This window comes from Cytobacillus depressus, from assembly GCF_008923245.1.
GTDB classification, from domain to species: Bacteria; Bacillota; Bacilli; order Bacillales; family Cytobacillaceae; genus Cytobacillus; species Cytobacillus depressus.
Window position 1 is genome coordinate 469677 of the sequence record NZ_WBOS01000002.1, and the last position, 22922, is coordinate 492598.

The following is a 22922-nucleotide window of genomic DNA, read 5'->3' on the forward strand; positions in this document are numbered from 1 at the left end:
ATTGCTATGGGCAAAATTGCATTTATTTTTCCAGGTCAAGGATCGCAAACCGTTGGAATGGGACTGACTCTTGCCGAAACGGATTCAAAAGTAAAATCTTATTTTAGCAAAGCGGATGAAAAATTAAATTATCCTCTTTCAAAGCTTATCTTTGAAGGACCGCAAGAAGAACTGACGTTAACAACGAATGCACAGCCAGCGTTGCTGACAACAAGTATCGCAGTGTTAGAGTTTTTCAAGCAATCGGGTATTCAGCCTGATTACGTTGCAGGACATAGCCTTGGAGAATATACAGCTCTTGTCGCTTCTGGAGCGATCTCATTTGAAGACGGTGTTTATGCTGTTCGAAAAAGAGGCGAATATATGGAAGAGGCTGTTCCAAATGGGGAAGGCACAATGGCTGCCGTTTTAGGATTAGACCGAGATATCCTAAGAGCTGTTACAGATGAGGTGACAAACGAGGGGAATTCAGTCCAGCTTGCCAATTTGAACTGTCCGGGTCAAATCGTTATTTCTGGTACGCGCAAAGGCGTGGAAATTGCGTCGGCAAAAGCGAAAGAAGCTGGTGCTAAGCGTGTCATGCCACTTGTTGTAAGCGGTCCTTTTCATTCAGAATTAATGAAGCCAGCGGCAGAAAATTTTAAAGGAATCCTTGATGAAATTGAAGTGAAAAATGCACAAATCCCAGTCATTGCCAATGTAACAGCTGACGAAATTACATTAGCAGAAAATATTAAGGAAAAATTAATCGAACAGCTTTACTCCCCTGTGCTATGGGAAGATTCTGTGCAAAAAATGATTGATTTAGGTGTTGATACTTTTATTGAAATTGGCCCAGGAAAGGTTTTATCTGGACTTGTAAAGAAAATCAATAAAAACGTGCGTATTTTTGCTGTTTCAGACCAAGAGACTAGCACAGCAGTGATCGAGTCCTTAAAGGAGGAAGTACAATGAAGCTAGAAGGAAAAATAGCCCTCGTAACAGGGGCGTCACGAGGCATTGGCCGAGAAATTGCGCTAGAATTAGCGAGACAAGGGGCCGATATTGCTGTTAACTATTCGGGAAGTGAAGAAAGAGCGAATCAAGTCGTTGCCGAAATAAAAGAAATGGGACGAAACGCCATTGCGATCAAATGTGATGTATCTAACAGTGAGTCAGTTGCTAATATGGTGAAAGAAACAGTTGACTCATTTGGTAAACTTGATATTCTTGTTAATAATGCTGGAATTACGAGAGATAATCTATTAATGAGAATGAAGGAAGACGAATGGGATGATGTAATGAATATAAATCTTAAAGGTGTCTTCCTTTGTACGAAAGCTGTAACAAGACAAATGATGAAGCAAAGAAACGGGCGGATTATTAATATTTCATCCATTGTCGGTGTGAGTGGAAATCCTGGACAAGCAAACTACGTGGCAGCAAAAGCAGGAGTTATTGGATTAACAAAAACATCGGCGAAGGAATTGTCTACTCGCGGAATTACAGTTAATGCTGTAGCGCCAGGTTTTATTACGACAGACATGACTGAAAAGCTTCCTGAAGATGTGAAAGAGCAGATGTTAAAACAAATTCCATTAGCGCGCTTCGGTGAGCCAGCGGATATCGCAAATGTTGTTGTCTTTCTAGCATCAGAAGATAGCCGTTACATGACGGGCCAGACCCTTCATGTAGATGGCGGAATGGTCATGTAAAGCATTAATTATTTGGTTGAAATACAATTGAAATAAAAATTGTTCATCAGAACATTTATTATTTCTTTAAAATAATTTATAATATCTTGAGGGGAGGTGAACAAGCATGGCAGAAGTATTAGAAAGAGTAACAAAGATTATCGTTGACCGCCTTGGTGTGGAAGAATCTGAAGTAAAGCTAGAAGCTTCTTTCAAAGATGATCTTGGTGCTGATTCCCTTGATGTAGTAGAACTAGTAATGGAATTAGAAGATGAGTTTGATTTGGAAATCTCTGATGATGACGCTGAAAAGATTGCAACCGTTGGTGACGCTGTTAACTACATAAGTGCAAAGCAATAATTCATCAGATGAACTTTTAAACAATCCTTTTTTCAGTGGGCCCCCAGTGGGCCTTTCTGAAAATGATATTTTCTGTATTTTTTGTCCGTTGTTACTTGATAGCCTATTAGGTAGTTACGGACAGAAAATACGGTACTACTCTAAAGCTCCGTTTCATAACGGGGCTTTATTAGCTTTTTGCATCTTGTGATTTTTTTCAGTAAACTAGGTATTTAGTATATAAAAAATTCGTTATATAACTTATAAAAGGTGAGTCAATTATGCACAGTGTAGGAAAAGACAGAGATAAAAAAGGATTTCGCACAATAGATAAACGCTTTAAAGAATTTCAGAAAAAGATTGGCGTAGAATTTCAAAATGAAAAATTGCTTAAACAAGCATTTACTCATTCTTCTTATGTGAATGAACATCGTAGAAAACCGAATGAAGATAATGAAAGACTTGAATTTTTAGGAGATGCCGTCCTTGAGCTGACTGTTTCTCAATTTTTATTTCTTAAATATCCATTAATGAGTGAAGGAGAATTAACTAAATTACGGGCTGCGATTGTTTGTGAGCCTTCTTTAGTTTCTTTTGCTCACGAATTATCCTTTGGTGATCTTGTTCTTTTAGGTAAAGGTGAAGAAATGACTGGAGGCAGGGAAAGACCGGCATTGCTTGCGGATGTTTTTGAATCATTTATTGGCGCGCTTTATTTAGATAAAGGACTTGACACAGTTATTTCCTTTTTAGAAAAAATTGTATTTCCTAAGATCGATGCAGGGAAATTTGCCCATGTTATGGATTACAAAAGTCAGCTTCAAGAATTGATTCAACGTGATGGAATTGGCTTAATTGAATATAAAATATTACTAGAAAAAGGACCGGCTCATAATCGGGAATTTGTCTCAAGAGTATCTATGAACGGTAAAGAATTAGGGACAGGTACAGGCCGCTCAAAAAAGGAAGCAGAACAGCATGCCGCGCAAATGGCACTTGAATTTTTAAAAGGCAAAATGAACTAGAATGACAACATAGATTGAAACATATACGATTAGGGGGAGCAGCAGTTGTTTTTAAAACGGTTAGATGTAGTTGGCTTTAAATCGTTTGCGGAAAGAATCATGGTTGATTTCGTACCAGGTGTCACTGCTGTTGTAGGTCCGAATGGAAGCGGAAAAAGCAATATTACTGATGCAGTTCGCTGGGTTTTAGGTGAACAATCAGCGAAATCATTACGCGGCGCCAAAATGGAGGATATTATCTTCTCTGGCAGTGATTCGCGTAAACCGCTAAACTTTGCAGAAGTTACGTTAACACTTGATAATGAAGATCAGCGCTTGCCAATTGATTATAACGAAGTCAGCGTTACTCGCCGGGTATATCGATCTGGTGAAAGTGAATATTTAATTAATAAACAGGCCTGCAGGCTGAAAGATATTGTAGATTTATTTATGGACTCTGGATTAGGAAGAGAAGCCTTTTCAATTATTAGTCAAGGCCGAGTAGAAGAAATCTTAAATAGTAAGGCTGAAGAACGGAGAACGATCTTTGAAGAGGCAGCCGGTGTCCTGAAATATAAAAACAGAAAAAAGAAGGCAGAAGTTAAGCTAACTGAAACGAAGGATAATTTAAATCGCGTTAATGATATTGTCTACGAACTGGAGAGCCAGGTTGAACCTTTAAAGATCCAAGCATCCATTGCGAAGGACTATTTAGAAAAAAAGGAAGAGCTCGAAAAAATTGAAGTGGCATTAACAGTTTATGAAATTGAAGATTTACATGCGAACTGGGAACAGCTATCTAAAAATCTAGACATGCATAAAGAAAATGAATTAAAGCATTCAGCGAATCTTCAGCGTAAAGAAGCGAAAATTGAAGAATTAAGGGATCATGCACTTGCCCTTGATGAATCGATTAGCGATTTGCAAAATGTTCTCCTTCATGCTAGTGAAGAACTTGAGAAGCTTGAGGGCAGAAAAGAAGTATTGAAGGAAAGAAAGAAAAATGCTTCCTTAAATAAAGATCAGTTGCAAAAAAATCTTGAGGAATTTATCAATAAAGAGCAAGAATTGACAACTCGAAAGGAAACACAATCTTCTTTATATGAGAATCTTGCATTAGAAGCGAAACAGCTCCAAAACGAATTAAAACAACAACATGATCAATTAAAGCGGTTTAATGAAAGCACGGAAGAAAAGATTGAATCGTTGAAAAGTGATTATATCGAATTATTAAGTAAACAGGCGGCAACCAAAAACGAACTGCAAAATATTGAACAGCAGTTAAGTCAAATTGATATAAGAAATGGCCGGCTTGAGCAGGAAAATAGTAATTTTATTGAAAAAAGGAAAAGCATTCTTGAAAAGAAGGTAAAGGTTGAAGCTGAACTAATTTCTGTGCAAAAAGAATTGGATGATCAAGTAAAAGGATTCCGTGATGAGCAAAAAACCCTTGAAATCTCAAAAGGGAATTATCAGAAGCAGGAAACGACTCTCTATCAAGCTTATCAATATTTACAAAAGGCGAAATCGCGTCAGGAAATGCTTGAAGAAATGGAAGATGATTATTCAGGATTTTTCCAAGGTGTTAAAGAAGTACTAAAAGCCCGTGGCGGAAAGCTCCATGGAATTGAAGGTGCGGTCGCTGAATTAATCCAAGTTCCTAAATCATTTGAAACAGCGATTGAAACGGCTTTAGGCGGCGCAATGCAGCATATTATCGTGCAAACAGAGCAAGACGGAAGAAGTGCAATTCAATATTTAAAGCAGAATAATTTCGGGCGCGCGACCTTCTTGCCGTTAAATGTAATTAAAGGAAAAAGTTTGAGTGCGGCACAGATTCATTCTATTCAGGAGCATCCTTCATTTGTTGGTGAAGCAGCGAAATTAATTCAATTTCATGCGAAATATAAGGAACCAATGGAAAGCTTACTCGGAAATGTTGTCATTGCAAAAGACTTAAAAGGAGCGAACGAAATCGCCAAGCTTCTCCAATATCGTGTTAGACTCGTTACGTTAGATGGCGATATTGTGAATCCTGGGGGCTCTATGACGGGAGGAGCGTTAAAACAGAAATCGACTTCGATCTTGAGCAGAAAAGGGGAGCTCGAAGAATTAAAAATAAGAATTGCAGATATGGAGTCGAAAACAGCCGGGTTAGAATCACAGGTGAAAATGCTTAAAGCGGATATTCAAAAGCTTGAATCGAAAATTGATGAGCATAGAATGACAGGTGAGGAACTTAGATTAAAGGAACAGTCCATCAAAAGCGATTTTCGTGAATTAGAGTTCGAGGAAAAAAGCTTGAATGAAAGACTATCTCTTTATGATATTGATAAAGCGCAATTCACAGAAGATAAAGAAAGACTTTTAAAAAGAAAGTTAGACCTACAAGCTTTGCTTAATGACTTTCAGTCACAAGTTGTTGCATTTGATGAAGAGATTAAACAATTAACAGAGCAGAAAAATCAGCAAAATACTTCAAAAGAAGTTCTTTTAGGTGAAATTAACGAGCTAAAAGTGAGCTTTGCTGCGAAAAGTGAACAGTATAATCATGCGAAAGATAAATATGATGCCATAGTCAAAGAGCTTGCTGAAATTAACGAGAAACTACACATTTTTAAAGAGGATTTAGAGCTTCTATCCTCAGAAATGACGAATAATTTTTCAGGCGAGCAGCAATTAGAAGAAGCGGCTAAAAAGAAGCTCCATGATAAAACAGCAACGATCAATTTAATTTCTTCAAGAAGAGAAGAGCGTATGAAGCTTCAAACAGTCTTAGAGGATTTAGAGCTTGAAACGAAAGAGCTAAAACGCCAGCATAAAGGCATGGTTGAGGCGTTAAAAGATGAAGAAGTAAAGCTAAATCGTTTAGATGTGGAACTTGAAACCCGATTAAGTCATTTGCGGGAAGAGTATTTATTGAGCTTTGAAGCCGCAAAGGAAGAATATCCACTAACTATCGATGTAGAAGAAGCAAGGAAAAAAGTAAAGCTCATTAAATTAGCCATTGATGAGCTGGGAACAGTAAACCTCGGTGCGATTGAGGAATATGAACGGGTTTCAGAGCGTTATGAATTCCTATTAGAGCAAAAAAATGATTTGCAGGAAGCAAAGGATACTTTATTCCAAATTATTGATGAAATGGATACGGAAATGAAGAAACGTTTTCAGCAAACCTTTGAAGGCATTCGCTTCCATTTTGAGGCTGTATTCCAATCATTATTCGGAGGGGGCAGAGCAGATTTAAAGCTTACCGATCCAAATGATTTATTGAATACAGGTGTCGAAATCGTTGCTCAGCCTCCAGGGAAAAAACTGCAAAACCTTGGACTTTTATCAGGCGGGGAAAGAGCTCTTACAGCTATAGCACTTCTCTTCTCGATTTTGAAGGTCCGTCCTGTGCCATTCTGTATACTTGATGAAGTGGAAGCGGCCTTAGATGAAGCCAATGTCACCCGTTTTAGTCAATATTTAAAGCGATTTAGCACTGAAACACAATTTATCGTTATTACTCATCGTAAAGGAACGATGGAGGAAGCCGATGTATTATATGGAGTAACGATGGAAGAATCAGGTGTTTCTAAATTAGTATCAGTTCGTTTTGAAGAAACGAAAGAATTAATTACACAATAAAGTGAAACTTCATCCAGTGGAGTGTTTTTTCCTCACTGTATGTTAGTAGAATCACGCTCATAGCGCCAGATCCTCCCAAAAGCTCCGCTTTTGGTCGTGCGATGTATAGCTGCCGTAGTGTTCCTTGTCCTGTGGCATTCGCATGACTAGGACATCCTGTCCGACGTCGGGCCTTTACGGGCTGTTGGATCTCCACTTGAAGTGGGAGTCTTACAGCCCGTTAATCTGCGATAAGTGAATATCGGAAGCTGACTTTACCGGTCAGCTTCTCATACATATTGAAATAATGAAAAAGGGAAGTGACGAGAATGAGCTTTTTTAAAAAATTAAAAGAAAAAATTACGAAACAAACAGATAGTGCTACAGAAAAGTTTAAAGACGGTCTTGCAAAAACGAGGGATAACTTTTCCAATAAAGTAAACAATCTAGTGGCCAGATACCGCAAAGTGGATGAGGATTTCTTTGAAGAGCTAGAGGAAATTTTAATTCAGGCAGATGTTGGCTTTGATACAGTAATGAAGCTTGTTGATGAGTTGAAATTAGAGGTGAAGAGAAAAAATATTCAAGAGCCTCGAGAAGTACAAAGTGTCATTTCTGAAAAACTAGTGGAAATTTATGAAGCTGGAGGCAATGCTTCATCAGAACTAAATATTCAAGCAGACTCCTTAACAGTAATCCTCTTTGTTGGTGTAAATGGTGTCGGAAAAACAACGACTATAGGAAAGCTTGCACATAAATTCAAAAACGAAGGCAAAAAGGTGCTCCTAGCAGCGGGGGATACGTTTAGAGCTGGGGCCATTGAGCAGCTGGAAGTTTGGGGAGAAAGAGTCGGTGTTGATGTCATTAAACAAGGGGAAGGATCTGACCCAGCTGCTGTTATGTTTGATGCGATTCGTGCTGCAAAATCACGACAAGCAGATATATTAATCTGTGATACAGCAGGCCGTCTGCAAAACAAAGTAAATCTTATGAATGAGCTTGAAAAGGTCAAACGTGTGATCGAACGTGAAGTTCCGGGTGCACCGCATGAAGTTCTTCTTGTACTTGATGCAACAACTGGACAAAATGCAATGATTCAGGCAAAGACATTTAAGGAAGCAACGAATGTAAGCGGAATCGTGTTAACAAAGCTTGACGGAACGGCTAAAGGTGGGATTGTTCTTGCTATTAGGAATGAACTAGATATTCCGGTTAAGTTTGTTGGCCTTGGAGAAAAAATGGATGATCTACAGGAATTTAATGCTGAGCAATACGTATATGGTCTATTTGCCGATCTAGTAGAAAAAGAAGAAGTTGAATAATAATGAAAAAACAGCTGAAATGAATGTTCAGCTGTTTTTTTATTATTATTTTAATTGACAACATTCAATATTGGTGTAAAATTACACTAAAATAACTAATGTTTGGACGGGGAAATTTTTCATTTTTAGAAAACTTTCCTCATTTTTATTCGTCTATTAATTAGAATTAATTTGCTGGGGGAGATTTAATGTACAAAAATATGAGGTTAGCTATCGGGATTATTATTTGTTTCTTTTTTACAATCGGCATCTTTCTTCCTTCTGCTAAAGCAAATGCAGAGAACATTTACATAAAACTAGATGCAGGCTATAACGGAAAACTAAAAATGGGGAAAGGTTTTCCTTTGACTCTTCATATTGAAAACAAAGGAGAAGCATTTACGGGGGATTTATTGCTAAATTTTCATCCTTCTTGGAATACAGGCGGTACCATGTCAATCAATGTAGATTTACCTGCAAATACGACGAAATCATACCAAGTTTCTTCACCAGGTTTAACGGACGATCATCCTTCCGCCAATCAGAATCTTCCTTCCATTCATCTTTATAAAGGAGATTGGAGAAACGGAAAAAAAGTCAATTTTGCTGGCGAAGATAAAATCAAACCGAAATACATTGATTTGAATGAAGATGTAATTGGGGTGTTAAGTGAGAATTTTGACCGTTTAAAAGAGTTAAGAATACTCCCTTTCACTCAAATGCAAATGATCGAGCTAAAAAAGGAACAGCTTCCAAAGCAGGCATTAGGTTTGGAAATGATTGATTATTTACTGATTGATGAATATCCGCTGTCACAATTAAATGGGGAACAGCAGGATGCAATCGTAAAATGGGTTGAGGGCGGAGGAATCCTCATTGCAGGAGGGGCTCCAAATGGAAGCCAATCATATGGACAACTATATTCATTATTGCCAATGAAAATGGATAATGAGTTAACGGTTCCAGTTAAATTTTTGCTCCAAGCAGAAAGTGAAAAAAATCCCGGATTTAATGAAATACAAATATTTACCGGCCCACTAAATAAAAATGCAATGGCAATCGATGAAAGTGATTCAGTAAATATTACAGCAAAGAAAAGAGTTGGAGAAGGAACGATTTTACAAACAGGATTCTCTTTAGGTGATGAACCGCTTTCATCTTGGAAGGGTTATAGTACATGGTTCGCGAAGTTTATGAATGAAGCCGAAAAGACGAATAATACCAACAGTAACTATGGGCCTAATTTCTATGACACGCTTTATTGGGAGCTTGCGGATGTAAATGAATTTTTCCCTGCGAGTAGTTTCTCTATCGGACAGCTTATCGGAATATTAGGCGGTTATATCATTATTATTGTACCAGTTCTTTATTTTGTTTTGAGAAAAATGGATAAAAGGGAGCATTCTTGGTGGATTATCCCAACGGTAGCTATTTTAATGGCGGCTATCGTTTTTGGAATCGGGGCAAAAGACCGGATTGCTAAGCCGCAGCTGAATCAATTGGGCGTTTATCAAGTAAACGATCATCAATTAACAGGTATACAAGCAGCCACACTTTTATCGAATAAAAGCGGTACTTATACTTTATCGGTCCCAAAAGAACAATTCAATGCAATAACAAGCACGCAAAATATGAGCAGCTATGATCCGTTAAGAGGGGCAATTTATGAAGATAAGCGCAAAAATATTAATATTGTTTTTCCAGAAGTGGGCTATTGGTCATCTAAAACTATTTTTGGAAAGGCAAACCAAGTGACAGATGGAAGTTTTACTGCTGATCTCAAGGTAAAAAGCAACCAAATAACGGGAACGATTTACAATGGATTTGCCTATGATTTTGAAGAAATTTTTATATGGTCTGGCAATGAAAAAATAAAACTTGGTCCAATTAAGAAAGGAGAAACGATCCAAGTTAACAAGCAAACGAAAAATTCTTTGTTAACTAAACCGTATAATTATGGTGGTCCAAACTATCAAAATACAGATCTCAATAAAATGAAACGAGAAAGATTAGAATATGCGGCATCAAATTTTATTTTTACGAACGGGACTGAAAATAAACCAGTCATTGGAGGATTTACAACGGATGCGGTTGTAGACGTACAAATCGTTGGGAAAAAGGAAAAACGGGATACGATCAATCTTATTTTAGATTCATTTGAAGCCGAACAGCAATTTGCCGGAGCTATAACAATTAGAGATGAAATGCTAGTTTCTCATCTAAACGTTATAAAAGGGCAGATTTTTGAAAAAATGGTGAATGGGACTAATAAGGAAACCACTATTGATGACGGAGAATATGAATATATTGTCCAGCTGCCAAAGGAACTAGTGCAGCATTCGATAAAAGTAAATGAAATATTAATTAGGACGAATCATCCATCAATTCAATATTCTGTTTTTAATACAGCTTCGAGTGAGTGGCTGCCAATAGAAGCAGATAAACGCAGTCTTAGACTTAATAACGACAGTGATGTTCAGCAATACTTATCTAAAGCAGGCGAAATAAAACTAAAATTGATAAAAAATGCTAAAAGTGATCCATATGTTCAATTACCGGCGATCACTATTAAAGGGGAAGTGGCACCGTGATTGAAATAATCGAATTAACAAAAAAATACGGGAATTTCACAGCGTTAAACTCACTTAGTTTGCAAATTGAAAAAGGAACAGTGTTCGGATTTGTCGGACAAAATGGGGCGGGAAAATCAACAACCTTTTCCATTTTGGCTACATTGCTGGCTCCAACTTCCGGAACAGCGTATATTAATGGCTTTAATGTCCAAAAGGAACCGAAAAAGGTAAGAAGACAGCTTGGTTATATGCCAGATTTCTTCGGTGTATATGATCAGCTAAAAACAGTTGAATATTTACATTTCTACGGCGCCAGCTATGGGATTCCAGCATATGAAAGGGAAAAACTCATCCCGCAATTGCTTGATCTCGTGAACTTATCGCATAAACAGGATTCATATGTAGATTTATTATCTAGAGGGATGAAACAGCGATTATGTCTAGCTAGGAGCTTAATCCACGATCCTGAGGTATTAATTCTTGACGAACCTGCTTCAGGTTTAGATCCGAGAGCACGTGTGGAAATGAGGGAAATATTAAAAGAGTTGAAGAATATGGGGAAAACAATTTTAATCTCCTCTCATATTCTCCCTGAGCTGGCTGAAATGTGCGATACGCTTGGCATCATTGACCAAGGCCGGCTCATCGCTGAAGGCTCGGTTTCGGAAATCCAAGCGCGTTTAAAAGGTGAGAAGCTAATCATTGTAAAAGCTCATGGAGATTTCAGTAAAGCTATTGCATTTTTTGAAGATGACCTAAATGTTTCAAAATTAACTAAGGGCGAAGAGGAAAACGCCTTACAATTTATATTTAGGGGCTCGGATCTTGAGCAATCGGAGTTATTGAAAAAAGCGATACTCAACAACATCGCTATTTCAAGTTTTTCTGAAATTGAGTCAAATCTTGAAGATGTATTTATGGAAATAACGAAGGGGGTAGAGCTGTCATGAAAAATATCATAACGAACCCTGTTCTAAATAAAGAGTTTAAGCTGCGCTTTCGTTCTTTCAAAAGCTTCCTAGGCATTCTCTTTTATTTGCTTGCTATTGGGATTATTATAGTCGGTTTTGTCTTTATTGAGTCTTTGTCGAATACACAAGGATTTTTTAAGCCGGCTCAAAGCCGCTCCATATTTATTATGCTTTCTTTTTTGCAGCTCGCTCTTATCTTGTTTATAACACCTGGTTTGACGGCAGGTGTCATTAGCAGCGAGCGTGAAAGGCAAACATTGAATATTATGCTGACAACTACTCAAAGTTCAGCAAGCATTATTTTGAGTAAGCTTATATCATCAATTTCCTATTTGCTTTTATTAATCATTGCGAGCTTGCCTCTTTACAGCTTTGTTTTTTTATTCGGTGGGATTTCACCGGGGCAAGTTTTAACAACTATTTCTTTTTATATTTTCACGATGATTGCCTTTGGCAGTGTCGGTGTGATGTTTTCTACTCTTATTAGAAAAACGATTGTTTCCATGGTAACTTCCTATGGTGTGACGTTATTTATGGCCGGTGGGACAGCGTTTTTGACCCTAATTTTTATGCAATTGGCTATGCGGTATGGGTATTCAGGAACGCCATCGTCAAATCCGTTCGTTTACTTTATGGCAATGCTTAATCCGCCCATCATTCTTCTAAGTACGTTCGAACCGGAATTTACGAAGGAAATCGCTACAAACTCAGGGATTAATATACCGCTTTGGATTTCCTATTTAATTTCTTATACGGTTATAATTATCGGCGCTGTTTTCATCAGTATTAAAAAGCTTCGTCCAAATATGAAAAAAGGATAAGGGATATGCAATGGAAGAACGCAAACAATTTGCCCGTCTGTTAAAGCCTGTTCAAAATCAATTACTTTTCCAATTGGTTATGAAGGAAATTCAGCTCTTGCTATTATTTGCGGGAGCTCTGTCACTTGCATTGCTTTTGCTTGCCAGATTGATAGTGATTCCGTTTATTAACTACTATTTCATCACACTAATTTTAGTTTTATTTGTCATTACTATCATTCGCATTTGGATGAATCGTCCGACTATGCATGGTGCGGCAGTGATATACAACAAGTACGTCCCTGATGATCGGGTCATGACTGCTTACAGCTTTTTAAATGCCGAAGGAATTATTGCATCTCTTCAGCTTTCTGATGCACTCGTGCATATGAAAAAATCAAGTAATATCGTTTATAAAAGAAAAAAGAATTATTTTTATCCGAAATGGCTTCTATTATTTCTTACGCTCACAGTGGGAGCATGTTTTCTATGGATGTTCCCGAATGAAAACATCCAATTGGCAAAGCAGAAAGAAAAGGAAATTAAGCTAGTAGCCGAAACAAAGAAGAAATTAAAGGAAGAAATAAAAAAAGAAAAAGATCCTGAAGTGAAAAAGGCACTTCAAGAGGCAAAAGATAAACTTGGCGAAATGAAATCAGCTGAAGAAGCTTTAAAAGAGTTAGCTAAACAGAAAAAAGAATTGGAATTAAAGGCACTGAGGGAAAAGGAAAAACAAACGGCACTGGAAAATTGGAAGACTCAATTAAAAAATAATGGCATATCAGATTTAGAAAAAATGCTTAATCAGAAAAATTTAGCTGCAATTGAAAAGGAATTATCTAAGTTAAATGAAAAATGGAATGAGCTTAGCGAGGAACAGAAGCAAGCCCTTAGTCAATTAACCGAGAATGAGGGCCAACTGTCTGAAGAGGAGCTTGCTAAATTAATGGAACAAATTGAAAGTGCACTAAATTCAGAGGAGTTTCTTGCACAGCTTGCCGCAGCACAGGGAGCTTTGCAAAAAGTCGGCTTATCGATGCAAAATCAAATGGCCGCAAACGGAATGCCCTCCGGTCAGCTCGCCTTCAGCACACAAAGCCAATCAAATCAAGGAAATACTTCTGGCAACAAGCAAGGCGGACAAAATAGCAATGGACAGTCACCAAATCAAAATAATCAAAACACATCTGGCGGAAACGGTTCAGGGAGCGGGCAAGGAAGTGCAGGAGGAAATGGAAACGGTATAGGTTCCGGAAGTGGCTCAGGCTCTGGAGCTGGTTCAGGTGCTGGCGGCCCGGGAGCCGGCAAAGGGCAAGGAGCTAGAGAGTTTTTAACAATTCCTGAGCCGATTGAAGGACAAACAAATATTGAGACAGATACCGGTCAACTAGGGGAAGGAAGCCCTGTTCACCAAACGGAAGGTCCCGGTCCAGTCCTAAAAGGATCTATTAGACCATATAGCGAGGTTTTTGAAGCTTATGAAAAAGCGTACAGACAGAGTACGGATCGCTACAAGCTTCCAGCTGATTTAGAGGAAATCGTGAAAAATTACTTTACAACTATCGATCCGAATGAGGAGTGAAGACATGTCAGCAATGACAGATAAGAAGCAGCAATTTATCGTGGCTTCTGAAACAATTGCAAAAGTGAAAGATGAAATTCAATCTTTTATTGTCGGTCAAAATGAAGTGATTGACCAAGTATTATGGAGTATATTTTCGGGTGGCCATGTTCTTTTGGAAGGGTTGCCTGGATTAGGGAAAACGATGCTAATCAAAACAATATCTGAATGTCTTGATCTAAAATTTTCGCGCATTCAGTTTACTCCGGATATTATGCCATCAGATATTACAGGAACGATGCTCCTTCAGCCAGATGAAACGGGGCGGCAAAATTTTATTTTTCATAAAGGGCCATTGTTTGCCAATATTATTTTAGCTGATGAAATAAACAGGGCAACTCCAAAAACACAAAGTGCTCTTCTGGAAGCGATGGGAGAAAAAACGGTCACGATTATGGGCAAGACAAACCAGATGGAAAGTCCGTTTTTTGTATTAGCGACGCAAAACCCAATTGATATGGAAGGAACTTATCCGCTTCCGGAGGCACAAACGGATCGCTTTATATGTAAAATCCATGTTCATTATCCATCTAAAGAAGAGTTAAAAGAAATTGTCATGCGGACGACAGGAACGCAAACGATTCAACTAGAGAAAGTGGCGCAGCTTCAGGACGTAATTGCCCTCCAACAGCTGACGAAAGAAATATTAGTTTCCAATGACATGATTGATTTTGCCGTAAGCCTAATTTCAGCGACACATCCTGATGGGGACGATTCAACAGAAATGGTTAAGCAGTTTGTTCAATATGGTAGCGGTCCCCGTGGTCTTCAAAGCTTAATCAGCATGGCAAAAGCTAGAGCATTGTCGCTTGGGAGATATCATGTCTCAATGAGTGATATGAAACAAGTTGCCAAACCAGTTTTAAGACATCGCCTCATTTTAAACTTTGAAGGGGAAGCGAATGGCATTACCGCTGATCAGATTATCGAACATATATTAGACCACCTTGGACAGGGAGCAAGAGGCTAATGAATAATCAGCAAGCTCTTCTATCTAAATTACAGAAAAAGAGACTCAATGTTAAGACGAGAAAAAGAGGTTTTCATAAAGGCTCTCGGCAATCCAATCGGTTTGGCTCTTCACAGGAATTTTCCGATTTTCGGCTTTACCAGCCTGGTGATGATGTTAGGCAAATAGATTGGAATGTATATGGGAGAACGCAAAAGCATTATATAAAAAGGTTTTTAGATGAGCAGGAGCTTTCCATCGCGATATATCTTGATGCTACTTCGTCTATGAAAAAAGTCAACAAAAAATGGGAATTGGCGAGAACGATCGCTGCAGCGCTAAGCTATATTGTTTTAAATAGTGAGGACCGGTTGTTTTTTTCGGCAATATCATCATCGGGAGTTCAGCCTATTAAAAGGAAAGGCTCTGTGTACAGCCGAAGAACATTCGTAGAAATTATGCAGCTTAATCAACCTGAAAAGGCTGGAGAGTTTATAAAAAACTTAAGCAAGACGGCAGAGAGGAAACAGCAGCTGTCCATTATTATTACCGATGGACTGGAGCCGTTAAATGAAATGGAAACGGTGCTAAAAAAATTGGCCGCATTTAAGCAAGAGGTATGGTTTATTCAAGTGCTTGCCACTGAAGAAGCACACCCGAGCTATTCAGGGGACGTGAAACTAGTCGATAGTGAGACAGATTCAATCGTTAATGTTAGCATCAGTCCATCTATCATCACAGAATATGAAAAACGTCTTACAGAGCATAATCGTCAATTAGAAACCATTTGTAGGCGCTTTGGCGGACAGTATGTGTTTGCGAAAGAATCCCGCGATGTTCAATCGGTTTTATTTCATGATTTATCTGGGAAAGGGTTAATTAACTGAGGTGAGGCAATGCAATTTTTGAGTCCGGCGTTTTTTCTATTAAGTATTTTTATCGCTGCCGTCATTTTATTTTACTTTTTCCGAAAGCAATATATGGAAAAGACAGTCTCCTCTAATTATCTTTGGGAGCAAGTATTAAATGAATGGCAGGCTTCCCCTTGGTTAAAAAAACTGCAGCAAAATCTCTTATTTTGGCTGCAGATTGTAGCCCTATTATTATTAATGTTAGCCCTTGTTCGTCCATATTGGTTTGAGAATGCGATAAAAGGTGATCATATCATCATCGTTATTGATCCTTCAGCTACCATGTCTGCAACGCTTGATAATAGTACTCGCTTTGAAATGGCAAAGAAGGAAATACTTCATCTCGTCGATCAGTTGGATGATCAGGAGGTTACGCTAATTAAAGCAGGGAAAAAGCCCGAAATCCTTTTGAATGAAGAAAGGGATATGACTGCTGTTCGTAAGCTCGTGAATGGCTTGAAATTAACATATGAGCATGAACATATCGATGAAGCAATGAATTTAGCAGCCTCACTCTCATCTGGGAAAGAAACGTCTATTCATATTTTTTCAGATCAAGTATCTAAATCACAAGTTTTAGAGGCATTGGAAGATCAATATGTTGTCGTTCATAATATTGGTGAAGACTTAGACAATATTTCGCTGCTGTCATTCGGAGTGGCACCTATTGATGGGGAAATAATGGGTGTTGCTTTAATCGAAAACCAAGCCTCCGCTAAAAAAGAGATAGATTTTTCGGTCAAAAGTGATGGAGAGATACTGTTTGAGGAGAAGTTTGTCATTGAGGGAGAACAGCAATTAGTTGTTCAAATTCCGTCATTGCCAGAGAAGCCATATTATGAAGCTTTGATTGTTAATGATGATGGTTATTCAGCTGATAATCAATTAACCTCTATATTTTCGGATGCTAATCCAAAGGTTTATTCAGTAGGAAAAGTAAGCTCTTTTGCAGTCAAAGGCTTTCAAACAATTGGAGCAGATGTGCTTCAAACTGATAATGAAAAAACTGATCAATTAAATATGAAGGGAATCCTTTTAGCTGAAGGAAATTCTTTTAGTAATTTACTAGGTCAGCCAGCCATTTTTTTTAATACGAATAATGACAAAGTGAAACTGTCAGAGTCATTCACAGCTAAAGAAGATCGTTTATTGCAATATGTTGATTATAGAAAGATTTATATAAATGAAGCATCGAAAGCGATTGCTGGTGAATGGGAAACGGTATTAAACAGCGGAGACATTCCATTAATCCAGAAAGGTCAAGTTAATGGAGTGCCAATAATAATTGTAAACTTTTCGCTCGCTGATTCTGACTGGCCTTTGCAGCCCAGCTTTCCAATCTTCTTATATAATGCATACCAATGGCTTTCATTACAATCCAATTTTCTTGGCTATTTCGAACCTGGAGAAGAAAAATGGCTTAATACGAATGAAGGGAACCGCCACTGGGAGATTTTTAATCAGCAAGATAAAAACTTATATTCTATTGATTTGACAAAGGAAAGCTTTAAAGCGCCGTATGAACCTGGTACTTATCAGGCTGTATCGGGCAATACGATCTCTTATTTTTCCGTCTTGCTTGATGAACGGGAAAAACATCCAAAGACAGAGCCAGCTTTCACATTAAATGAGCAAACTGATCAAGAAAAGGGCAAGAAGCAAAGTCCGAACGACAAATTATGGTTTTGGCTTGCCTTGTTGGCCTTTGGATTTATCGTTATGGAGTGGGAGGTATATCGAAAGTGGGCATAGAGTTTGCATTTCCCATTCTATTATGGTTATGGATCCCTGCTGCGATACTCGTCTTCCGATTTATTAAAAAGAAAAAGCAGCTTAGTATTCTTGAAGCCTATTGGTTAGCAGGAATCAGACTAGTTATTTTTACTTTACTGATTTTAGCATTAACCATTCCACAAATTTTACTTCCGGCAAAAGGGGAAACCATTATCTTTCTTGCTGATCAGTCCGCAAGTGTAAATCATTCTGAGAATGAAGTGTTAGAATGGATTGAAAAAAGTGTTAATTATAAGCAAAAAGAAGATACGTATGCTATTGTCACATTCGGTGAGGATGTATTACTTGAACAAAGTAAAGGAAGTAAGAATAATACGATCCCACAATTTAATGGAAAGATCAGTAATAAAGAAACAAATATTGAGGCGGGCATTCATTTTGCTTCTTCATTAATTCCGAGAAATTCTAGCGGGCGAATTGTCCTTCTTTCTGACGGCAATGAAACGATAGGAAATAGTGGAGAGGCAGCTAACCTTTTAAAAAATCGAAACATTGAACTTGATTATGTTCTATTAAAAAATCAAGTCGGTGAGGATATGTCGTTATCTGAAATGCATGTTCCTCCTTCACTTTATAAAGGAGAAGAGGCGCTTATTTCCTTTATCATTCAAAGCAATGCCCATAAAAAAGCTCATATAAGGCTATCAGTGAACAATAAAGAAATCTTGAAGGAAATCGTTGATGTGAAGGATGGAAAGAATGTTTATACTTTTTCTCATAAAGTTGATACATCTGGTCTTTCTGTTTATAAGGGTGAAATAACTGCCGAAGATGATACATTCATAGAAAATAATATTTTGCATGCTGTAACGAATATAAAAGGGACACCGAAAGTCCTTATTGTTCAAGGCAAAGATGCAGGCAGTTTATCATCCATTTTAGCTAATACAGGTGTTGAAGTGGAAACGATCCCGCCTGAAAAGCTGCCAACTGTCCTTTCGAGCTATCTTCAATATCAATCAATCATTTTTAATAATGTTCCTGCAACCGTCATGTCGGAAAATCAAATGAATATGATTGAAAAGGCAGTGAAGGAATTCGGAACGGGCTTTGTAATGGCTGGAGGAGAAGAAAGCTTTGGGCTTGGAGGCTATTTTAAAACACCCATCGAAAAGCTTTTGCCGGTAGAGATGGATATTAAGGGTAAACAGGAAATGCCGTCTCTTGGGCTAGTCATCGTTATGGACCGCTCCGGCAGTATGGCGGGGTCAAAGCTTGAGCTTGCTAAAGAAGCAGCTGCAAGATCTGTTGAATTATTGCGTGAGGATGATACGCTTGGCTTTATTGCGTTTGATGATCGACCATGGGTCATTGTCGAAACAAAGCCTCTGAAAGATAAGAAAGAAGCGGCAGATAAGATTCGATCTGTCACACCGGGCGGCGGAACCGAAATTTATTCGTCGCTTGAATTAGCCTTTCAAGAACTGGAAGATTTAAAGCTGCAAAGAAAACATATTATTTTATTGACGGACGGGCAAGCTCCAGGTGGAGATTATGAAGGTTTAATTGAAAGAGGGAAGGAGAAAAATATTACGTTATCAACGGTTGCCCTTGGCAGTGATGCAGATCGCGGACTATTAGAAGAGTTAGCGGACATGGGGTCAGGGCGGTTTTATGATGTGACTGATTCATCCGTCATTCCTAGTATTCTCTCAAGAGAAACCGTGATGGCGACTAGAACCTATATCGAGGATAATCCATTTTTTCCACATATTCGGCCCTTTACTGATTGGTTAAAAATGTTCCAATCAGGTGTGCCTAAAATGAACGCATATATTGCCACCACACCGAAGCAGCGGGCGCAAATTCCAATGATGAGTGAAAAGGAAGATCCGATTCTTGCTGAATGGCAATATGGACTCGGGTCTACGATTGCCTTTACTTCTGATTTTTCGGGGAAATGGTCAGGAGATTTTGCCCGCTGGGAAAACTGGCCGTCCTTCATCAATTACATGGTAACTAAAACCCTTCCCCAGTTTGAAAGTGAACCGTACAAGATTGCTTTATCAAAGGAAGATGGAGTTCCGAAGCTCACGCTTGAGTCCTCAAGAAACCAATCCTTGCCGATTGAAGCTTCGCTAGTTTCGGAGAGCGGGGAGTTAATAAACACAAATTCAAAGCTTGTGGCACCGGGTAAATATGAGATTTCTTTGCCAAATCAAGCGGGAATGTTCTTTCTGAGCGTCAAGCAAACGGATCAAAATGGTGATATTCAGACATATCAAACAGGGTTTACCATTCCGTATTCTAACGAATATTTATTACATGGACCGAATGAAAATCTATTAAAGGATTTAGCGAACAAGACTGGTGGAAAAGCATTGGCGGCTGAAAAGGAAGCTTTCCGTCCTTTGCAAACGAAAACATATCGAACTCAGCCGATTAGCCAATGGTTAATATTAGCAGCTTTTCTTCTGTTTTTTCTAGAGATTGCAATACGGCGCTTTGGGCTTATTGCATTAATCGGCCATTCTTTAAAGAAGGAGCTACCGAAGCGTGAAAGAACGCTGGAAGGTGCACATAGAATTGAGCAGCTATTAGCCATGCAACAAACAGATTCTGCTCCGCAAAAGCCGGAGAGCCAACTTGAAGAAGCTAAAATCACTAAAGTCAAAAGGGATCGTAACGCGGCCAAGAGTAATAAGGTGAAGAAAAGAAAAGAGGAACAAGTTACACAAGAAGAACGTGCTGAAAGAATGAAAAGACTGCTTGAAGCTAAAAATCGCAAGAAATAAATGATGGAAAGTTACTTATTTAGAATGAAGTCTCAGAGAAAGAAATCGGCCCTCAAGCCGATTTCTTTCTTCCGACCTATGCTTTCTTAGTTTGTAAAGATATTTTCTTGACATATTCTATCGTCCTAGGTAAACTGTGTATGTAAAGGCTTTTCACTTAACAAGGGGGAGTAGGGATGTTAGAAAAGACAACGAGAATGAATTATCTATATGATTTTTATCAATCGTTGTTGACTCCTAAACAGCGAAGCTATATGTCCCTTTATTACTTGGATGATTATTCACTTGGAGAGATTGCGGACGAGTATGATGTTAGCCGACAAGCCGTGTACGATAATATTAAGCGCACGGAAGCAATGCTTGAAGAGTATGAAGAAAAGCTGTTATTACTTCAAAAATTTCAAGAGCGAAGCAAGCTTATTGCTAGTATGAAGGATTTGTTGAAAGATAATCCTGAGTTGAATAATGTCATGCTTTCAATGATTGCTGAACTTGAGAAATTAGATTAGGAGGCGGCAACATGGCATTTGAAGGTTTAGCCGACCGACTGCAGAATACAATCCAGAAGATCCGCGGCAAGGGGAAAGTAAATGAAGCGGATGTCAAAGAAATGATGCGAGATGTACGTCTTGCATTATTAGAAGCAGACGTTAACTTTAAGGTCGTAAAAGAGTTTGTCAAAAAAGTAAGTGAACGTGCTGTTGGCCAAGAAGTAATAAAGAGTTTAACACCTGGACAGCAGGTTGTAAAAGTTGTTAAAGAAGAATTGACTGAACTAATGGGTGGCGAGCAAAGTAAAATTGCCGTTGCTAACCGTCCGCCGACTGTCATTATGATGGTTGGATTACAAGGTGCAGGGAAAACGACAACAACAGGGAAGCTGGCGAACTTGCTTCGGAAGAAATACAACCGAAATCCATTACTAGTTGCGGCAGATATTTATCGTCCGGCGGCAATTAAACAGCTCGAAACACTTGGCAAACAGCTAAGTATGCCTGTTTTTTCATTAGGAGACAAGGTAAGTCCTGTTGAAATCGCCAAGCAAGCTATTGCAAAGGCAAAGGAAGATCATCATGACTATGTCTTGATTGATACAGCTGGACGTTTACACGTAGATGAAGCGTTAATGGATGAGCTCAAACAAATTAAAGAGTTGTCCAATCCAGATGAAATTTTTCTTGTCGTTGATGCAATGACAGGTCAGGACGCTGTTAATGTGGCACAAAGCTTTAATGAGCTGCTTGGATTAACAGGTGTCGTTTTGACAAAGCTTGACGGTGATACTCGCGGTGGAGCGGCTTTATCGATCCGGTCTGTCACGAATACCCCGATTAAATTTGTTGGTCTTGGTGAAAAAATGGACGCTATTGAGCCGTTTCACCCTGAAAGAATGGCATCAAGAATTTTAGGCATGGGGGATGTTCTTACCCTCATTGAAAAAGCCCAGGCAAATGTGGATGAAGAGAAAGCAAAAGAGCTGCAGGAAAAATTCCGTACAGCTAATTTCACATTTGACGATTTTCTTGATCAATTAGGCCAAGTTCGCCAAATGGGACCGTTAGAGGATCTCCTGAAGATGATGCCTGGTGCTAATAAAATCAAAGGATTGAATAATCTACAAATTGATGAAAAGCAAATTAAGCATGTCGAAGCGATTATTCAATCTATGACTAAGGATGAAAAGATTCATCCAGAGACGATCAATGCAAGCCGCAGAAGACGGATTGCGAAGGGGAGCGGAAGAACCGTTCCTGAAGTAAACCGCTTGCTTAAGCAATTCGAAGATATGAAGAAAATGATGAAGCAAATGACAGGCATGCAGCAAAAAGGTAAGAAAAAAGGCGGATTTAAGTTTCCGTTTAATCCTTTTTAAACCCAATTAGAAAGTTTTTTCTATACTGTAAAGAAAAAAACCTTTACAAACTATTTAGGAATCTGATATTATACTATCTTGTGTGAAACTATTCGGAGGTGCTTTAATAATGGCAGTAAAAATTCGTTTAAAACGTATGGGAGCAAAGAAAACTCCTTTCTATCGTATCGTAGTAGCTGATTCTCGTTCACCACGTGATGGACGTTTCATTGAAACAGTAGGAACTTACAATCCGGTTGCTGAGCCAGCTATCGTTGATATCAATGAAGAGTTAGCTCTTAAATGGCTTCAAACTGGTGCGAAACCATCTGATACAGTTCGTAACCTATTCTCAAAACAAGGCATTATGGAAAAATTCCATAACGCAAAAAACGGTAAGTAATTTCTAACAAGATGAAAGAGCTTATCGAAACGATTGTTAAGCCCCTTGTGGATTTTCCGGAAGAAGTACATGTGAATGTACTTGATGAAGAAAACCGCGTAACCTATCAGCTTTCTGTCAACAAGAATGACATGGGGAAAGTAATTGGGAAGCAAGGGCGCGTTGCGAAAGCAATACGAACTGTTGTCTATGCAGCAGGATCATCACAGCAGAAGAAAGTTTTCTTAGAAATCAGTGAGTAATGCTTTTCAAGAGTATATCAACCTGATTATACGAAACATCAAAAAGGAGGGGTCCCTTTAGGTCCCCTCCTTTTTTCCAATTAGCTGTTTTCTAGGAAGATTATTGTTATTAAAAAGGCTTGTTAGTAGTTGATTAGAGCC

General features: G+C 38.5%; 18 protein-coding genes. All 18 read left to right on the forward strand.

The genetic code is table 11. The features are described from left to right. The first annotated feature begins 6 nt into the window (after nucleotides 1–6). Nucleotides 7–954 carry an ACP S-malonyltransferase gene (fabD, locus tag F7731_RS07625; RefSeq protein ID WP_151534162.1) on the forward strand — a complete coding sequence of 316 codons (948 nt, stop codon included), beginning with the start codon at nucleotides 7–9 and terminating at the stop codon, nucleotides 952–954. Further along, nucleotides 951–1694 carry a 3-oxoacyl-[acyl-carrier-protein] reductase gene (fabG, locus tag F7731_RS07630; RefSeq protein ID WP_151534163.1) on the forward strand — a complete coding sequence of 248 codons (744 nt, stop codon included), beginning with the start codon at nucleotides 951–953 and terminating at the stop codon, nucleotides 1692–1694. Before fabD ends, fabG begins: the two co-directional genes overlap by 4 nt. Before the next feature lie 106 nt (nucleotides 1695–1800). Next, entirely contained in the window at nucleotides 1801–2034 is a 234-nt protein-coding gene (locus F7731_RS07635) for an acyl carrier protein (RefSeq protein ID WP_151534164.1), read from the forward strand. Nucleotides 2035–2294: 260 nt separating this feature from the next. Further along, nucleotides 2295–3038, forward strand: a complete 744-nt coding sequence (gene rnc, locus F7731_RS07640) for a ribonuclease III (protein WP_151534165.1) — start codon at nucleotides 2295–2297, stop codon at nucleotides 3036–3038. Between the two features lie 45 nt (nucleotides 3039–3083). Then, nucleotides 3084–6650 (forward strand): chromosome segregation protein SMC, encoded by a 3567-nt coding sequence (smc, locus tag F7731_RS07645; protein ID WP_151534166.1) that lies wholly within the window; start codon nucleotides 3084–3086, stop codon nucleotides 6648–6650. 308 nt (nucleotides 6651–6958) lie between these two features. Beyond that, nucleotides 6959–7951, forward strand: a complete 993-nt coding sequence (gene ftsY / locus F7731_RS07650) for a signal recognition particle-docking protein FtsY (protein WP_151534167.1) — start codon at nucleotides 6959–6961, stop codon at nucleotides 7949–7951. 188 nt (nucleotides 7952–8139) lie between these two features. After that, nucleotides 8140–10521 carry a hypothetical protein gene (locus F7731_RS07655; RefSeq protein WP_151534168.1) on the forward strand — a complete coding sequence of 794 codons (2382 nt, stop codon included), beginning with the start codon at nucleotides 8140–8142 and terminating at the stop codon, nucleotides 10519–10521. Further along, on the forward strand, nucleotides 10518–11453 hold the full coding sequence (locus tag F7731_RS07660; protein ID WP_151534169.1) for an ABC transporter ATP-binding protein: 936 nt from the start codon (nucleotides 10518–10520) through the stop codon (nucleotides 11451–11453). The genes F7731_RS07655 and F7731_RS07660 overlap by 4 nt, the downstream gene beginning before the upstream one ends. Beyond that, nucleotides 11450–12295: an ABC transporter permease gene (locus F7731_RS07665; RefSeq protein WP_151534170.1), complete on the forward strand. Its 846-nt coding sequence runs from the start codon at nucleotides 11450–11452 to the stop codon at nucleotides 12293–12295. The genes F7731_RS07660 and F7731_RS07665 overlap by 4 nt, the downstream gene beginning before the upstream one ends. Before the next feature lie 10 nt (nucleotides 12296–12305). Next, nucleotides 12306–13856 (forward strand): hypothetical protein, encoded by a 1551-nt coding sequence (locus tag F7731_RS07670; RefSeq protein ID WP_151534171.1) that lies wholly within the window; start codon nucleotides 12306–12308, stop codon nucleotides 13854–13856. 4 nt (nucleotides 13857–13860) lie between these two features. Beyond that, nucleotides 13861–14865 (forward strand): AAA family ATPase, encoded by a 1005-nt coding sequence (locus F7731_RS07675; protein ID WP_151534172.1) that lies wholly within the window; start codon nucleotides 13861–13863, stop codon nucleotides 14863–14865. Further along, a complete protein-coding gene (locus F7731_RS07680; RefSeq protein WP_151534173.1) occupies nucleotides 14865–15731 on the forward strand; it encodes a DUF58 domain-containing protein in 867 nt (288 codons plus the stop codon). Before F7731_RS07675 ends, F7731_RS07680 begins: the two co-directional genes overlap by 1 nt. Before the next feature lie 9 nt (nucleotides 15732–15740). After that, on the forward strand, nucleotides 15741–17507 hold the full coding sequence (locus tag F7731_RS07685; RefSeq protein ID WP_151534174.1) for a vWA domain-containing protein: 1767 nt from the start codon (nucleotides 15741–15743) through the stop codon (nucleotides 17505–17507). Continuing rightward, nucleotides 17498–20284 carry a VWA domain-containing protein gene (locus F7731_RS07690; RefSeq protein WP_151534175.1) on the forward strand — a complete coding sequence of 929 codons (2787 nt, stop codon included), beginning with the start codon at nucleotides 17498–17500 and terminating at the stop codon, nucleotides 20282–20284. The genes F7731_RS07685 and F7731_RS07690 overlap by 10 nt, the downstream gene beginning before the upstream one ends. A gap of 176 nt (nucleotides 20285–20460) precedes the next feature. Continuing rightward, nucleotides 20461–20793 carry a putative DNA-binding protein gene (locus tag F7731_RS07695; protein ID WP_151534176.1) on the forward strand — a complete coding sequence of 111 codons (333 nt, stop codon included), beginning with the start codon at nucleotides 20461–20463 and terminating at the stop codon, nucleotides 20791–20793. An 11-nt stretch (nucleotides 20794–20804) separates the two neighbouring features. Then, nucleotides 20805–22157 (forward strand): signal recognition particle protein, encoded by a 1353-nt coding sequence (gene ffh, locus F7731_RS07700; RefSeq protein ID WP_151534177.1) that lies wholly within the window; start codon nucleotides 20805–20807, stop codon nucleotides 22155–22157. A gap of 109 nt (nucleotides 22158–22266) precedes the next feature. Then, nucleotides 22267–22539 (forward strand): 30S ribosomal protein S16, encoded by a 273-nt coding sequence (rpsP, locus tag F7731_RS07705; protein ID WP_151534178.1) that lies wholly within the window; start codon nucleotides 22267–22269, stop codon nucleotides 22537–22539. Between the two features lie 11 nt (nucleotides 22540–22550). Further along, nucleotides 22551–22781: a KH domain-containing protein gene (locus F7731_RS07710; RefSeq protein WP_151534179.1), complete on the forward strand. Its 231-nt coding sequence runs from the start codon at nucleotides 22551–22553 to the stop codon at nucleotides 22779–22781. The last annotated feature ends 141 nt before the right edge of the window (nucleotides 22782–22922 follow it).

Bases quoted from the DNA above. Each gene is read 5' to 3' on its own strand.
- fabD (WP_151534162.1), top strand. From the start codon at position 7: ATGGGCAAAATTGCATTTATTTTTCCAGGTCAAGGATCGCAAACCGTT.
- F7731_RS07655 (WP_151534168.1), top strand. From the start codon at position 8,140: ATGTACAAAAATATGAGGTTAGCTATCGGGATTATTATTTGTTTCTTT.
- ftsY (WP_151534167.1), top strand. From the start codon at position 6,959: ATGAGCTTTTTTAAAAAATTAAAAGAAAAAATTACGAAACAAACAGAT.
- ffh (WP_151534177.1), top strand. From the start codon at position 20,805: ATGGCATTTGAAGGTTTAGCCGACCGACTGCAGAATACAATCCAGAAG.
- F7731_RS07680 (WP_151534173.1), top strand. From the start codon at position 14,865: ATGAATAATCAGCAAGCTCTTCTATCTAAATTACAGAAAAAGAGACTC.
- F7731_RS07710 (WP_151534179.1), top strand. From the start codon at position 22,551: ATGAAAGAGCTTATCGAAACGATTGTTAAGCCCCTTGTGGATTTTCCG.
- fabG (WP_151534163.1), top strand. From the start codon at position 951: ATGAAGCTAGAAGGAAAAATAGCCCTCGTAACAGGGGCGTCACGAGGC.
- F7731_RS07695 (WP_151534176.1), top strand. From the start codon at position 20,461: ATGTTAGAAAAGACAACGAGAATGAATTATCTATATGATTTTTATCAA.
- F7731_RS07665 (WP_151534170.1), top strand. From the start codon at position 11,450: ATGAAAAATATCATAACGAACCCTGTTCTAAATAAAGAGTTTAAGCTG.
- rnc (WP_151534165.1), top strand. From the start codon at position 2,295: ATGCACAGTGTAGGAAAAGACAGAGATAAAAAAGGATTTCGCACAATA.
- F7731_RS07670 (WP_151534171.1), top strand. From the start codon at position 12,306: ATGGAAGAACGCAAACAATTTGCCCGTCTGTTAAAGCCTGTTCAAAAT.
- rpsP (WP_151534178.1), top strand. From the start codon at position 22,267: ATGGCAGTAAAAATTCGTTTAAAACGTATGGGAGCAAAGAAAACTCCT.
- F7731_RS07675 (WP_151534172.1), top strand. From the start codon at position 13,861: ATGTCAGCAATGACAGATAAGAAGCAGCAATTTATCGTGGCTTCTGAA.
- F7731_RS07685 (WP_151534174.1), top strand. From the start codon at position 15,741: ATGCAATTTTTGAGTCCGGCGTTTTTTCTATTAAGTATTTTTATCGCT.
- F7731_RS07635 (WP_151534164.1), top strand. From the start codon at position 1,801: ATGGCAGAAGTATTAGAAAGAGTAACAAAGATTATCGTTGACCGCCTT.